The 12,473-nt window shown below is 32.3% G+C and carries 11 protein-coding genes; 8 read left to right on the forward strand and 3 right to left on the reverse strand.

What is annotated here, in order from left to right; genetic code table 11:
* Window positions 1–450: 450 nt before the first annotated feature.
* Entirely contained in the window at window positions 451–1,035 is a 585-nt protein-coding gene (locus GQ47_RS00505; protein WP_035643641.1) for a glutathione peroxidase, read from the forward strand.
* 208 nt (window positions 1,036–1,243) lie between these two features.
* Here the strand turns inward: GQ47_RS00505 and GQ47_RS00510 are convergent, their stop codons facing one another.
* Together GQ47_RS00510 and GQ47_RS00515 are read right to left on the reverse strand one after the other, a co-directional pair.
* The gene (locus GQ47_RS00510) at window positions 1,244–1,741 is read right to left on the reverse strand and encodes a GNAT family N-acetyltransferase (RefSeq protein WP_035643644.1); all 498 of its coding nucleotides are present in this window, start codon (window positions 1,739–1,741) and stop codon (window positions 1,244–1,246) included.
* Between the two features lie 27 nt (window positions 1,742–1,768).
* The gene (locus GQ47_RS00515; protein WP_035643647.1) at window positions 1,769–2,944 is read right to left on the reverse strand and encodes a thioredoxin family protein; all 1,176 of its coding nucleotides are present in this window, start codon (window positions 2,942–2,944) and stop codon (window positions 1,769–1,771) included.
* 175 nt (window positions 2,945–3,119) lie between these two features.
* On the opposite strand from GQ47_RS00515, the gene menD reads away from it, so the two are divergent.
* Window positions 3,120–4,784 (forward strand): 2-succinyl-5-enolpyruvyl-6-hydroxy-3-cyclohexene-1-carboxylic-acid synthase, encoded by a 1,665-nt coding sequence (gene menD, locus GQ47_RS00520; RefSeq protein WP_035643650.1) that lies wholly within the window; start codon window positions 3,120–3,122, stop codon window positions 4,782–4,784.
* A gap of 91 nt (window positions 4,785–4,875) precedes the next feature.
* Window positions 4,876–5,217: a DUF2853 family protein gene (locus GQ47_RS00525; protein ID WP_035645014.1), complete on the forward strand. Its 342-nt coding sequence runs from the start codon at window positions 4,876–4,878 to the stop codon at window positions 5,215–5,217.
* A gap of 47 nt (window positions 5,218–5,264) precedes the next feature.
* Here the strand turns inward: GQ47_RS00525 and GQ47_RS00530 are convergent, their stop codons facing one another.
* Complete coding sequence (locus GQ47_RS00530; RefSeq protein ID WP_035643653.1) at window positions 5,265–6,614, reverse strand: M28 family metallopeptidase; 1,350 nt, start codon at window positions 6,612–6,614, stop codon at window positions 5,265–5,267.
* Window positions 6,615–6,756: 142 nt separating this feature from the next.
* Between GQ47_RS00530 and GQ47_RS00535 the strand changes: the two genes are divergently transcribed.
* The 5 genes from GQ47_RS00535 to GQ47_RS00555 all read left to right on the forward strand — a co-directional run bounded on the left by GQ47_RS00535 (window position 6,757) and on the right by GQ47_RS00555 (window position 12,381).
* Window positions 6,757–7,614 (forward strand): CvfB family protein, encoded by an 858-nt coding sequence (locus tag GQ47_RS00535; RefSeq protein ID WP_035643656.1) that lies wholly within the window; start codon window positions 6,757–6,759, stop codon window positions 7,612–7,614.
* Window positions 7,615–8,341: 727 nt separating this feature from the next.
* Entirely contained in the window at window positions 8,342–9,175 is an 834-nt protein-coding gene (locus GQ47_RS00540) for a 1,4-dihydroxy-2-naphthoyl-CoA synthase (protein ID WP_012024845.1), read from the forward strand.
* A 101-nt stretch (window positions 9,176–9,276) separates the two neighbouring features.
* Window positions 9,277–10,239 (forward strand): 1,4-dihydroxy-2-naphthoate octaprenyltransferase, encoded by a 963-nt coding sequence (menA, locus tag GQ47_RS00545; protein ID WP_035643660.1) that lies wholly within the window; start codon window positions 9,277–9,279, stop codon window positions 10,237–10,239.
* A gap of 26 nt (window positions 10,240–10,265) precedes the next feature.
* Window positions 10,266–10,943 carry a metal-dependent hydrolase gene (locus tag GQ47_RS00550; protein ID WP_035643662.1) on the forward strand — a complete coding sequence of 226 codons (678 nt, stop codon included), beginning with the start codon at window positions 10,266–10,268 and terminating at the stop codon, window positions 10,941–10,943.
* 235 nt (window positions 10,944–11,178) lie between these two features.
* Window positions 11,179–12,381, forward strand: a complete 1,203-nt coding sequence (locus tag GQ47_RS00555) for a tetratricopeptide repeat protein (protein WP_035643664.1) — start codon at window positions 11,179–11,181, stop codon at window positions 12,379–12,381.
* The last annotated feature ends 92 nt before the right edge of the window (window positions 12,382–12,473 follow it).

Consider the following 12,473-nt stretch of genomic DNA (forward strand, 5'->3'; position numbering starts at 1 on the left):
TCCGAATTGCAAATTCAATAATATAACAATTAATAGTTGGTGTCCTCGGACTTCCAAATAGAAAATTTATTTATAAGCAAGTATTTTCAATTATAAACGAGTAAAATTATCCACTGTACACGCCATTGAAGAAAATCAGATGAAAATGCGAATTAGGGTTTAAAATTAATTTTCACCATAACCGAGAGGCATCAACTATAATTCGAAATACTATAAAATACAATACGAGTCCGAATAAAGATTAAAGCTCTTTTACAAGGTCTCACTTTAATTTATGAAAACGCAATAAGGCATAATAATTAATTCATGGTTTGATTTGTTTGTATGGGGGGAAGCCTAACGTCTGATTAACGTTAGGCTTCATTTTTTTAACGAATCTTTAATATAAAATAAAATTGCCAAAGCCTTTTTGTAAATCAGATTTTAACTAATTTTATAAAAAATTAAACAATGAAAAAAATAGTATTTATAGCTTGCAGTGTTGCTTTTTTATTCGCTTCACAAGTTCAGGCTCAAACGAGTAATAAAAAATCGAAAACAGAGAAAGCTATGGCAAAAGAAACCATTTATCAGTTTAAGGTTGAAGATTTATCAGGAAAAACTTTTGATTTTGCTTCTTTAAAAGGAAAAAAAGTGATGATTGTTAATACAGCATCAAAATGTGGTTTAACACCTCAGTACAAAGATCTTGAGGCAGTTTATAAAGAATACAAAGACAAAAATTTTGTAATTGTAGGTTTTCCGGCAAATAATTTTGCAGGGCAGGAACCTGGAACAAATGAAGAAATTGCTACTTTTTGTCAGCTGAATTATGGTGTAACTTTTCCAATGATGGACAAAGTTTCTGTAAAAGGCGATGACATTTGTGAAGTTTATAAATTCCTGACTCAAAAATCTAAAAATGGTTTGCAGGATTCTGAAGTTGAATGGAATTTTCAAAAATATTTAATTAATGAAAAAGGAGAATTAGTTAAAGTAATCAAGCCTAAAACTTTAGTTACAGATCCTGAAGTTATCAATTGGATTAAAAGCTAATCATAAGACCGAAACCAAAAAATCCACAAATTTGAGAAATTCAAGTTTGTGGATTTTTTTTTTGTGAGGGACAAAGCAACAAAGTAACAAAGGATCAAAGGTTTTCTCCAAGGTCTTGTCATTTCTCTCACTAGACTTCAAAATCAAATAGAAAAACCGCGCTAATCCGCGCTTTCGCGATAGCGAATCCGTTAAATCCGTGTGCCATCTACACTAATATTAACTGCATAAAAACCAAATCCAGCCAGTGATCAAATTTGTATCCAACCTCGCGGATTGTTCCCGTTGCAACAAAACCAAATCGCTCATGAAAAGCAATACTTCCGGCATTATCTGCATCAATTGCGCCAATCATAACATGATAACCTTGTTCTTTTGCCAAACGAATTAATTCAGTCAATAATTTTGATCCAATTCCTTTTCCGATCACATTATCAACTACATAAACAGAATGTTCGACAGTATATTGATAACCAATTTTTTCTCTAAACTGTCCGTAACTTCCAAAACCTAAAACTTCACCATTTAAATCGGCAACAACAATAGGAAGATTTTTAGCTTTTTTATCTTCAAACCATTTGGTCTGCACTTCAAGAGTTTGAATATCATAACTATAATTTGCCGTTGTGTGCAAAATCGAATGGTTTACAATCGCTAGAATTTTTTCTAAATCATTTTCTGTTGCTGGCCTTAATTGTACTTCCATGTTAAATGTATTGGTAATTTTATTCGGTTATTTTGTGTTTAATTCAGCTAATAAAGTGTCAACTTCTTTTGGGTTCCAAGTCATTTCGGTGCAAATAACTTTGGCATCTTTGGCATATTGCAACGCCATTTTTTTGTCTTTAATTTTATTATAAAGTCGGGCGAGCAATAAATTTCCGTCGTATGAATCATTGATTTCCAATGAATGTTTTACCCAGAAAATTGATTTTTTTAAACTTTCAGTGTCGTTAATATGTTTTAGATACGTTTGTCCGATATCTTTCAGAAAACTAGCATCGTTCCAAACTAATTTTTGAGTGTTTTCCAAAGTTGTTTTTTTGTAAAACTGCCATTTTTCAGTTCTTTCGGCTAATGTCAAATCAAATTTAAAAACCAAAGAATCAGTCTTTTGAAGACGTATTGATTTTGCAACTTCTCTTTGTTTATAATAATTTACAGTATCTAAATTATCGACATAAGGGCGAAGTAATTCGGTTACAATGCTTTCGATTTTTCGGTCTACACGATTTTGAGAAGCAACAGCAGCAAATTCTTTTTGATGTTTTAAAACGAATTGAAATTCTCTCGAATTAATATCGGTAACGCCATTGGCAATAATTCTCCAATTTGTTTCACTAATTAATTGTGCATCAGATTGTGTATTCAGGTAAACATGAGTTGCTGGCGATAAATCTGTTCTGTCTTTCCCTTTTTTTAAAGTGTTCAAATAAGTAAAAAACTTATCAGAATTGCTTGGATCCGACATAAATTCTTTTTCTAAATAGGGCAATTGCATTCGAGAATTCAGCGCGTATTTAGCTTCGGTCATAAACTCTGCCGTTTTCATTTCGCCTTTTAGCGCATATAAAAGCGTTTCATTGGCATCCAAAAACAAAAAAGTTGGAAGTGATTTGGTGTTGTATTTGTTTTTTAGCGCAATTCCTTCTTCTTTTTCAATGTTTTTCCAGATGCAGATATAGTTTTCTTTTAAAAAAGACATCACATTTGGATCGCTAAAAACTTCCTTTTTCATTTGATTGCAATGCGGACACCAATCTGCATACAGCATTATAAAAAGCGGTTTCCCTTCTTTTTTTGCATTTTCCAATGCAGTTTTATACGGCGTATCATCTGGAACAAACTGATTTTGAGATTTTACAGTTTGCAGCGAAAGAAAAAGTACTACAATATATAGGAAACGCATACGAAGTATATTTTTTATTACAAATTCACTTTTACAAATATATTCCCTTTTTCTAAAAAGCGCCTTAATATCTTCCTATTTATAAGTTAAATCAAATACGAAGTTTGTAACTTTGTAATAGTAAAAGAAAATGCTGAATTTTAGTTTTTCTTTAAAAAAGTAATACGCTACAGGAATGATTTACCCCAAAATACCGCTTGCACAAAGCATTATCGAAATTTGTTCAGCAAAAGGAATCACTAATATTATTATTTCTCCAGGTTCAAGAAACGCGCCTTTGACGATAGGATTTGCCCAAAATCCGAATTTTAAGTGTTATAGTATTGCCGACGAGCGTTGTGCAGCATTTTTTGCTTTAGGAATTGCACAACAGACTAAAAAACCAACAGCAATTGTTTGTACTTCAGGATCAGCTTTGTTGAATTATTATCCGGCTGTGGCTGAAGCTTTTTACAGCCAAATTCCATTAATTGTAATTTCTGCAGATCGTCCTCAAAACAAAATCGACATTGGAGACGGACAAACGATTCGTCAGCAAAATGTTTTTGAAAATCATTCTGTTTTCAATGCCAATTTAACCGAAGAAGCTTCTGCTGAAAATGATTTAAAAATCAATAAAGCTATTGAAACTTCGATTCTTCAAAAAGGTCCGGTTCATATTAATGCACCTTTTGAAGAGCCTTTGTATGAAACTGTTGAAACGCTTTCTGTTCAGCCAAAAATAACAACTTTGGAAGAAGAAGTTCCAACCAAAATTATTGATAATAGCGAAGAAACTGCTTCCATTTGGAATTCGGCTAAAAGAAAACTAATTCTTATTGGAGGAATAAATGAAGTAAACTCTATTGAACAGGAAATTTTGGAAAACTTTGCCAACGATCCATCAATTGTTGTACTTACAGAAACTACTTCGAACTTGCATCATCCGAGTTTTATTAATAGTATAGATACTTTAATTACACCATTTGACGATTGTGATTTTAAAGAGTTGGAAGCAGAAGTTTTAATCACTTTTGGAGGTATGATTGTATCAAAACGTATTAAAGCTTTTTTACGCAAGTATAAACCTGCACATCATTGGCATATAGATACTTTGCGTGCATATGATACGTTTAATGCTTTAAGTAAACATTTTGTTATGGAACCAAATGATTTTTTTAAAGATCTGCTTCCAAAAACAGAATTTGTAACTAGTAATTACTTTAAGAAAATCGATAAAATTTATAGTCTTAGAAATAAAAGAAAAGAAGAATATTTAAAGAAAATTCCATTTTCAGATTTTAAAGTTTTTGAAAAAATAATTGAATCGCTTCCTAAGAACATCCAATTACAAATTAGTAATAGTTCGGCGATTCGTTATGCACAATTAATTGAGATTGATCCATCAATTGAAGTTTTTTGTAATCGCGGTACCAGCGGAATTGATGGAAGCACATCAACGGCAATTGGTGCGGCTGTGGCAAATGCAAAACAGAACGTTTTTGTTACAGGTGATATCAGTTTTTTGTATGACAGCAATGCTTTGTGGAATTCTTATATTCCTAAAAACTTTAAAATTATTTTGATTAATAATGGAGGAGGAGGAATTTTCAGAATTTTGCCGGGTCATGAAGAAAAACCTGTTTTTAATACTTATTTTGAAACTTCGCACCATTTGACAGCAGAACATTTGGCGAAAATGTATCAGTTTAAATATTTGCAAGCTTCTGATAACGAATCGCTGGAAAAAGGTATTTCTGATTTATATGCTGATAATGATTCACCGGTTATCTTAGAAATTTTCACTCCAACAGCTCAAAATGATATTATTCTGAAGCAATATTTTAAAGAGTTGAATTAATTATTTTGTAAGTTAAATTTTGTTAAAATTTATAAAATAAACATTTTTAATTTTAAATTTGGCTGCATTAATTGTAACCAATATTAAAATTATGAGCGCTAGAGAAGAATTAATTAAGAAGTATGCCGCAGATTTAAAAGACAAATGCGGTGTAACACCAAACATGGATTTGTTGACAAAAGTAACGATTGGCTGTGGTCCATCAATTTACAATGGAGATGCATCTACAGTTGCTGCGTCGCAACCGTCAGAATTAGAGACTGTAAAAAAGAATTTTTTGATTAAAAAATTAGGATTAGCAAACACTCCGGCTTTAGATGAAGGACTTCATGCTGTATTAGAAAAATATGGCCACGCAAACAAGCATAAATACAGAGCAGTTGTATATTATTTATTGACAGTGCACTTTAAAAAAGAAAGTGTTTATAAATAGAAACTAAAAAAAGCGCCTTTAAGGCGCTTTTTCTATATTATACAAAATTATTTAATCGGAATTGGAAAAACGGGCAAACTCGCATGACCTAAAGCATCTACAGTCTGCACAGCAAAAAAGTAATTATCTTTAGAATAAGGAATTTCTGCTTGTGTATCTTTCACAAAAAATGTTTTTTCCCAATGTGAAGATGAAGTTTCTCTCATTAAAATCTGATAACCGTATTGGGCTTTTCCTTCTGGAGCTGACCAAATCAAAGTAGATGAATTCGAAAGTTTTTTAACTTCAATTCCAACATTTTCAGGTGCTTTTGGCGATGAAGCTAGATTAGCCAATGTTGCCAAATTTGCACAAGTATTTTTTCTTAAATAATCAAAATCCATAAATTCAGGCAAATCACCATATTGAATATTGTTCTCTGTTCTTAAATCCTGATGTTGATGATCAAAATTTTCATTCATTTCACAAAAACGAACTGCTGTAAAACCATTTTGGCTAAATGGTGTATGATCGCCGCCTCTTAAAAAACGATCATTTCTATACACTAATTTCACTTTCAATTGATCTACATATTGTTCCGTAACCGTTTTAATATATCGGGCTAAAAGTCTTGAAGGACTATCATTGTCACGGCTTATAGCTTTACGCATTTTAGCTTCTTCCTCCGTTTCTAAATAAGGAATTGTTTCACTAAAAATACGAATTTGAGTATTGTCTCTTAAATTAGTTCCGCTTGATAAACTGTTACCAATCATATCATTATTAAGCATTGCAACAATATTCCAGTTTTGTTCTTTCGCTTTTTCAGCAAGATGACGCGCTCCAATTAAACCTTGTTCTTCGCCAGTTACTGCAACAAATATAATAGTAGCCGGAAAAGATCGCTTGCTCATTACTTTTGCCAACTCAATAACTGCAGCAACACCAGAACCATCATCATTTGCTCCCGGCGCATTTGATTTTATATTCATAACATCTGTAACTCGGGAATCTAAATGTCCGCTAATAATCAGAACGCGATTATCTGTTGGGTCAGTTCCTTTTAAAGTAGCCATTACATTTCCAATCTGACTGTCGACATTAATTCTTTTTCCATCCGCTTTGACGGTGAAATAATCAATCTCAGAAGTTAATCTTCCGTTTGATTCCAAAGCAAATTTGTCAAATTCCGATTTTACCCATTGCTGCGCAGCACCAATTCCTTTCGTTTTGTTTTTAGGATCACTTAAAGTATGGCGGGTTCCAAAAGAAACTAATTTATGAATTGTTGCTTCGAGATTTTCGGCTTTGATTTCACTAATCATTTTCTTTATTTCCGGATCTTCAGAAACTTGAGAAACAGAAACCTGAGTGAATAATAAAAAGGCAAAAGCAGAATAAATAATGGTCTTTTTCATTGATTTGGGATTAATTATAGGTTTCCAAATTTAACCAAAAGGAATAAACTACAATATAATGTATGCTTCTTTTTTTATCCAAAACATTTTTCGGATTACCATTCTCAAACTTCGTACATTTGCAGCATAGAAATTTAAGAATATGCTTGAAATAGGAAAATACAATACACTTACTATATTACGTGATACTAAAGTGGGTTTGTTTTTAGGAAATCCTGAAAAAGATCCGGATGGAATTCACGATGTTTTACTTCCAAATAAATATGTTCCAAATGAATTTGAAATAGGCGAAGAGCTTGTTGTTTTTGTTTATTTGGATCACGAACAGAGACCAGTTGCAACAACACTTGAACCTTATATTTTATTGAACGAATTTGCACTATTAAGAGTAAATTATATTAATCAGGTTGGTGCTTTTATGGATTGGGGAATGGAAAAAGACATTCTTGTTCCGTTTAAAGAACAGGCGCGCCCGATGGAAAAAGGAAAACGTTACTTGGTATATTTATATTTAGACGAAAAAACAAAACGTTTAGTTGCTTCAAGTAAAACGAATCAGTTTCTAAACAACGATCATTTGACTGTTGAAAAAGGAGAAGAAGTTGATTTGATCGTTTCGCATATTACTGAAATCGGAATTAATGTAATTATCAACGAGCAACATAAAGGTCTTTTATATAAAGATGAAGTATATGATGATTCAATACGAACTGGAGACAGAATGCGCGGTTATATTAAAAACATTCGTCCTGATAATAAAATAGATGTTGCTTTACAAGTTCAGGGTTATCAGAGCATTGAGCCAAATGCAGAAAAAATTCTAGATGAATTAAGAGCCAATCGCGGTTTTTTACGTTTAAATGATAATTCGCATCCAGAAGATATAAAAACGGTATTGAAGATGAGTAAAAAGACTTTTAAAAAGGCTGTAGGAGCTTTATACAAGGAAAAACTTATTGAAATAAAAGAAGACGGAATTTATCTTGTAAAAGAGAATTAAAATTCCAACAATTTAATATAACAAGAAAGGCCGCTCATTACAAGCAGCCTTTCTCTTTTTATTCTAGTTTTAAAAAAAATTGTAATTAAAAAAAAACAGAAATAAAATAATTCGAATCCATTCAAAAAATAATAGCTTTATTAATTTTAGAAATTACTTTTCATCATGGGTATGTCTTTTAAACAATCAATACATTCATTTTTATTAGCAAAAGCTCGATTTCACGGCTAATCCATTTGGTTTGATAAAATAACTTTTAGAAAGTTTCAGTTAGTATTTTTTTCCTCTTTTCGTAATCAATTTTCTATACTAATTACATTCAACAATTCTATTGTTTAACCGTAGGTGCTACTATCTCCTTTTTGAAGTTTTAACAAACGCATAAATCATTTGCTCACTGTTTAAGGTTTTTTTACTAATTAGAACCGTAAAAAAATGAGCGACAAATTTTTTAAATTTTCTCAAAAAAATCATTTTTTAGGTTAATAAATCAGTGAAAGAAAATCAATCTAATATCAACAAAATAAATTGTATCTCGTTGATTTCTAGGGTGTAAAATTACTTATTATTTTTTAAAACTAATGTTAAAAAGTGTTATTTTTTGTAAGTAAATACCAATTGTTAACATTGAGTGCTGTTTTGTGGTAAGACTTAAATCAAATTGAGTAGGTAAAAATGTAAAAATGCTTTATTTTTACACTATAATTATTAAAACAAACAGATAAAAATGGATTGGATTACTGCCAGAGAATTCGAAGATATAACCTATAAAAAATGTAATGGAGTTGCCAGAATTGCTTTCAACAGACCAAATGTGAGAAATGCTTTTCGTCCAAAAACAACTTCAGAATTATACCAGGCCTTTTATGATGCACAGGAAGATACTTCAATTGGAGTAGTTTTACTTTCAGCTGAAGGTCCGTCAACTAAAGATGGAGTTTATTCTTTTTGCAGCGGAGGCGACCAAAATGCACGCGGACATCAAGGTTATGTGGGAGATGATGGACAACATCGTTTGAATATTCTTGAAGTACAGCGCTTGATTCGTTTTATGCCAAAAGTAGTTATTGCTGTAGTTCCGGGTTGGGCTGTAGGAGGCGGACATAGTTTGCACGTGGTTTGCGATATGACGCTGGCAAGTAAGGAACATGCCATTTTTAAACAAACAGATGCAGATGTAACTAGTTTTGACGGTGGTTACGGTTCTGCTTATTTAGCTAAAATGGTTGGACAGAAAAAAGCACGTGAAATTTTCTTTTTAGGAAGAAATTATTCAGCTCAGGAAGCTTTCGAAATGGGAATGGTAAATGCTGTTATTCCGCATGATGAGCTTGAAGCAACAGCTTATGAATGGGCACAGGAAATTCTGCAAAAATCACCAACTTCAATCAAAATGCTGAAATTTGCCATGAACTTAACAGACGACGGAATGGTTGGCCAGCAGGTTTTTGCCGGAGAAGCAACTCGTCTAGCTTATATGACAGAAGAAGCGAAAGAAGGAAGAAATGCATTTTTAGAAAAAAGAAAACCAAACTTTGGCGAAAATAAATGGTTACCATAAATTAATAAAATTGTTTCAGGTTTCATGTTATATGTGCTGTAGAAAACGTAAAACTTGAAACCTGGAACTTGAAACTTGAAACCAAATAAACTAAAATATAAATGAAACATTGGATTGAAGCCGCAAGATTGCGCACATTGCCTTTATCAGTTTCTGGAATTATTGTTGGAAGTATTTATGCTTTATCAAACCCAACAGAAACAATTAATACGCCGACAGAAGTATTTAGCTGGAAAATTTTTGGTTTTGCACTTTTAACAACATTAGGTTTACAGGTTTTATCCAATTTTGCCAATGATTATGGTGATGGAGTAAAAGGTACAGATAACGCTGACAGAGTAGGGCCACAACGCGCTATTCAGAGTGGGAAAATCACGCCTCAGGCCATGAAAAAAGCAATAATAATTACTTCATTATTAACGCTTTTATCGGCTATAATATTGATTTATTTTGCATTCGGAAAAGATAATTTTGGGTATTCGATTTTCTTTTTATTATTAGGAATTGCAGCAATTGTTTCGGCAATTCGTTATACAGTTGGAAATTCAGCTTACGGTTACAAAGGATTTGGAGACGTTTTTGTTTTCGTATTCTTCGGATTGGTAAGTACTTTGGGTGTTAATTTTTTATATTCCAAAGAAGTTGATCCGCTGTTGATTCTTCCAGCAATTTCAATTGGTTTGCTTAGCGTTGGTGTTTTAAACCTAAATAATATGCGCGATGAAGAATCAGATAGAAAATCAGGAAAAAATACAATTGTAGTTCAAATTGGTGGAGCAAAGGCTAAAATTTACCATTTTACATTGATTATTACAGCTATGATTTTGGTAGTTGTTTTTGCTATTTTGAGCGATTATAATTTTGACCAATACTTATTTTTACTAGCCTATATTCCTTTAACAAAGCATTTAATTACGGTTTCTAAAAACCAGGATCCTAAACTTTTAGATCCAGAGTTAAAAAAAGTAGCGCTAAGCACTTTCTTGCTTTCATTATTATTGACAATCTGCATGATTTCACTGATTTCAGATATTATCGTTAACCTTTTTCTTGGAGGAAGATAACCAAGTTCAATTAAAAAAATAAGATCATGAAAATAACATTTTACGGACACGCTTCTTTAGGCATCGAAGTTGGAGGAAAACATATTATTGTTGACCCTTTTATTACCGGAAATCCAGCTGCTGCAGCAATCGACCTTAGAGATTTAAAGGCCGATTATATTTTACTTACACACGCACATGCTGATCACGTTTTAGATGTTCAGGCTATTGCAAAATTGACAAATGCTGTAATTGTATCAAATGCAGAAATTGCGAGTTATTATGCAAAATTAGGTTTTAATTCACATCCGATGAATCACGGCGGAAGCTGGAAATTCGATTTTGGAAAAGTTAAATATGTAAACGCTATTCATTCAAGTACTTTTCCTGACGGCACTAACGGAGGAAATCCTGGTGGATTTGTAATTGAAGGCGAGCATAAAAATATTTACATCGCGGGAGACACTGCCCTTACAATGGATATGAAATTGATTCCTATGCGAACAGAATTAGATTTGGCAATTCTTCCAATCGGAAATAACTTTACAATGGATGTCGAAGATGCTATTATCGCTTCAGATTTTGTAGAATGCGACAAAGTTTTAGGGTATCATTTTGATACTTTTGGCTATATCGAAATCAACCACGAAGAAGCAATCAAAAAGTTTTTCGATAAAGGAAAAGATTTGATGTTGTTAGGAATCGGAGAGTCAATCGAATTATAATTATCAATTTAAATATAGCCGAAAGAAGGAGCTAATCCCGCTTTCGGCTATATCTTTTTTAGGCAATGAAAAATTGCCCAAAAAAGGATACCGCCTCTATCGGGGCTAGGGCACTTGATTTCATAAGAAATATTTTGGCATAATTTTTACTAAGATTATTGAAATCCATGAAATTAACTACAAATAAAAAAGTAGAGAAATTGGTGTAATTCTTGGCAAAAAACAATCATTCAACATGACTTTCAAAAAAATAATTCTATCACTATTAATTACTTTTTCTTTTAATGCTTTTGCACAAAAAGACGGTTATTGGGATAAAGAACGCGCAACAACAAAAGAAATAATTGTTTCTGCCCGTGACCGAATCACAATAAAAACAGAAGATCTTCCCGTTGGAACTACTGAAATTGTTTACAGAATCACACTTTTGGATGAAAATCAACAAATGGCAAACAGTTTGGTTTCGGTATTAAAAGCAATTCCAGATCCAACTGGAGTTAGCCAGGGCTCAGCTGGAGCGGTATTTATAATGTCCAAGATTTCGGGAGATGATACTTGCACTTACGCCTTATTTACATCTGCAGAAAATGCAAAAAAATACATTGACGACGGAAAAACAGATAAAGCTTGTTATGCTCAAGAAGAACCTTTAAGCAAGGATGCGAAAAGATTATCGCTTGATAAATCTACTTGTTTGGGACAAAATGTAAGCACAATTTGGTTTGGATTTCATAGTAAAAACTGGCTTTTGAATCAAAAAGTTGTTTTAGAAGTTGTGCCTTGGGTGGATACAAAATTAAATCGTGGCTGGAATCAGGATAATAAAAATGAAATCATCAGTTTGTGTAAAACATCAACAATGGCACAAAAAATGGCTAATTCTGATGATTTCTGCGTTTGTATTTTAGATAAAATCATGAAGCAATATCGCTATAGTGAATTTCAAAAGTTGCTTCCAATAGAAAAAAATAAAGTTTATAAAGACTTTGGAAGCGCTTGTTATAAAGATGCTGATATTTCTAAAAATGTTTTTAACGACCTCAGAAAACAGGCTTCTCTATTAATCAAACAGCAAAAATACAATGAAGCAATTCCTAAATTAAATACTATAATTAATGAAGGAAAAGCTACCGCATTAGATTACAGTTCAATCGGTTATTGCTATATTTTGACAAAGCAATATGAGAAAGCGCAAAAGTTTTTGCAAGAAGGTGAAAAACTAGACAGCACTGAATTATTGGTCAAATTAAACTTGGCACATTTGTATTTAGTGAGCAATAATTATAGTGATGCAAAAGCAATCTATAAAAAATATCAGGATCAAAATGTCACAGATAGTTTAAGTTGGAAAGACAAAACAAAATCAGATTTTGTAATTTTTGAAAAAGCAGGCCTGCCATCAAAAGATTTCGAAAAAATTCTAAAACTTTATAATTAAAGATTCTAAGCTACTAAGGTGCTAAGATACTAAGTTTTTCAGTATCTCATACCTCAGTCCCTTAGAACCTTAGCTTCTTAGTACCTAAAAAA

This window comes from Flavobacterium sp. ASV13, assembly GCF_000745775.1.
Classification (GTDB): domain Bacteria; phylum Bacteroidota; class Bacteroidia; order Flavobacteriales; family Flavobacteriaceae; genus Flavobacterium.

Excerpts from the sequence above, each read along its gene's own strand:
- GQ47_RS00505 (WP_035643641.1), top strand. The coding sequence starts at position 451 with ATGAAAAAAATAGTATTTATAGCTTGCAGTGTTGCTTTTTTATTCGCT.
- GQ47_RS00510 (WP_035643644.1), bottom strand. The coding sequence starts at position 1,741 with ATGGAAGTACAATTAAGGCCAGCAACAGAAAATGATTTAGAAAAAATT.
- GQ47_RS00515 (WP_035643647.1), bottom strand. The coding sequence starts at position 2,944 with ATGCGTTTCCTATATATTGTAGTACTTTTTCTTTCGCTGCAAACTGTA.
- menD (WP_035643650.1), top strand. The coding sequence starts at position 3,120 with ATGATTTACCCCAAAATACCGCTTGCACAAAGCATTATCGAAATTTGT.
- GQ47_RS00525 (WP_035645014.1), top strand. The coding sequence starts at position 4,876 with ATGAGCGCTAGAGAAGAATTAATTAAGAAGTATGCCGCAGATTTAAAA.
- GQ47_RS00530 (WP_035643653.1), bottom strand. The coding sequence starts at position 6,614 with ATGAAAAAGACCATTATTTATTCTGCTTTTGCCTTTTTATTATTCACT.
- GQ47_RS00535 (WP_035643656.1), top strand. The coding sequence starts at position 6,757 with ATGCTTGAAATAGGAAAATACAATACACTTACTATATTACGTGATACT.
- GQ47_RS00540 (WP_012024845.1), top strand. The coding sequence starts at position 8,342 with ATGGATTGGATTACTGCCAGAGAATTCGAAGATATAACCTATAAAAAA.
- menA (WP_035643660.1), top strand. The coding sequence starts at position 9,277 with ATGAAACATTGGATTGAAGCCGCAAGATTGCGCACATTGCCTTTATCA.
- GQ47_RS00550 (WP_035643662.1), top strand. The coding sequence starts at position 10,266 with ATGAAAATAACATTTTACGGACACGCTTCTTTAGGCATCGAAGTTGGA.
- GQ47_RS00555 (WP_035643664.1), top strand. The coding sequence starts at position 11,179 with ATGACTTTCAAAAAAATAATTCTATCACTATTAATTACTTTTTCTTTT.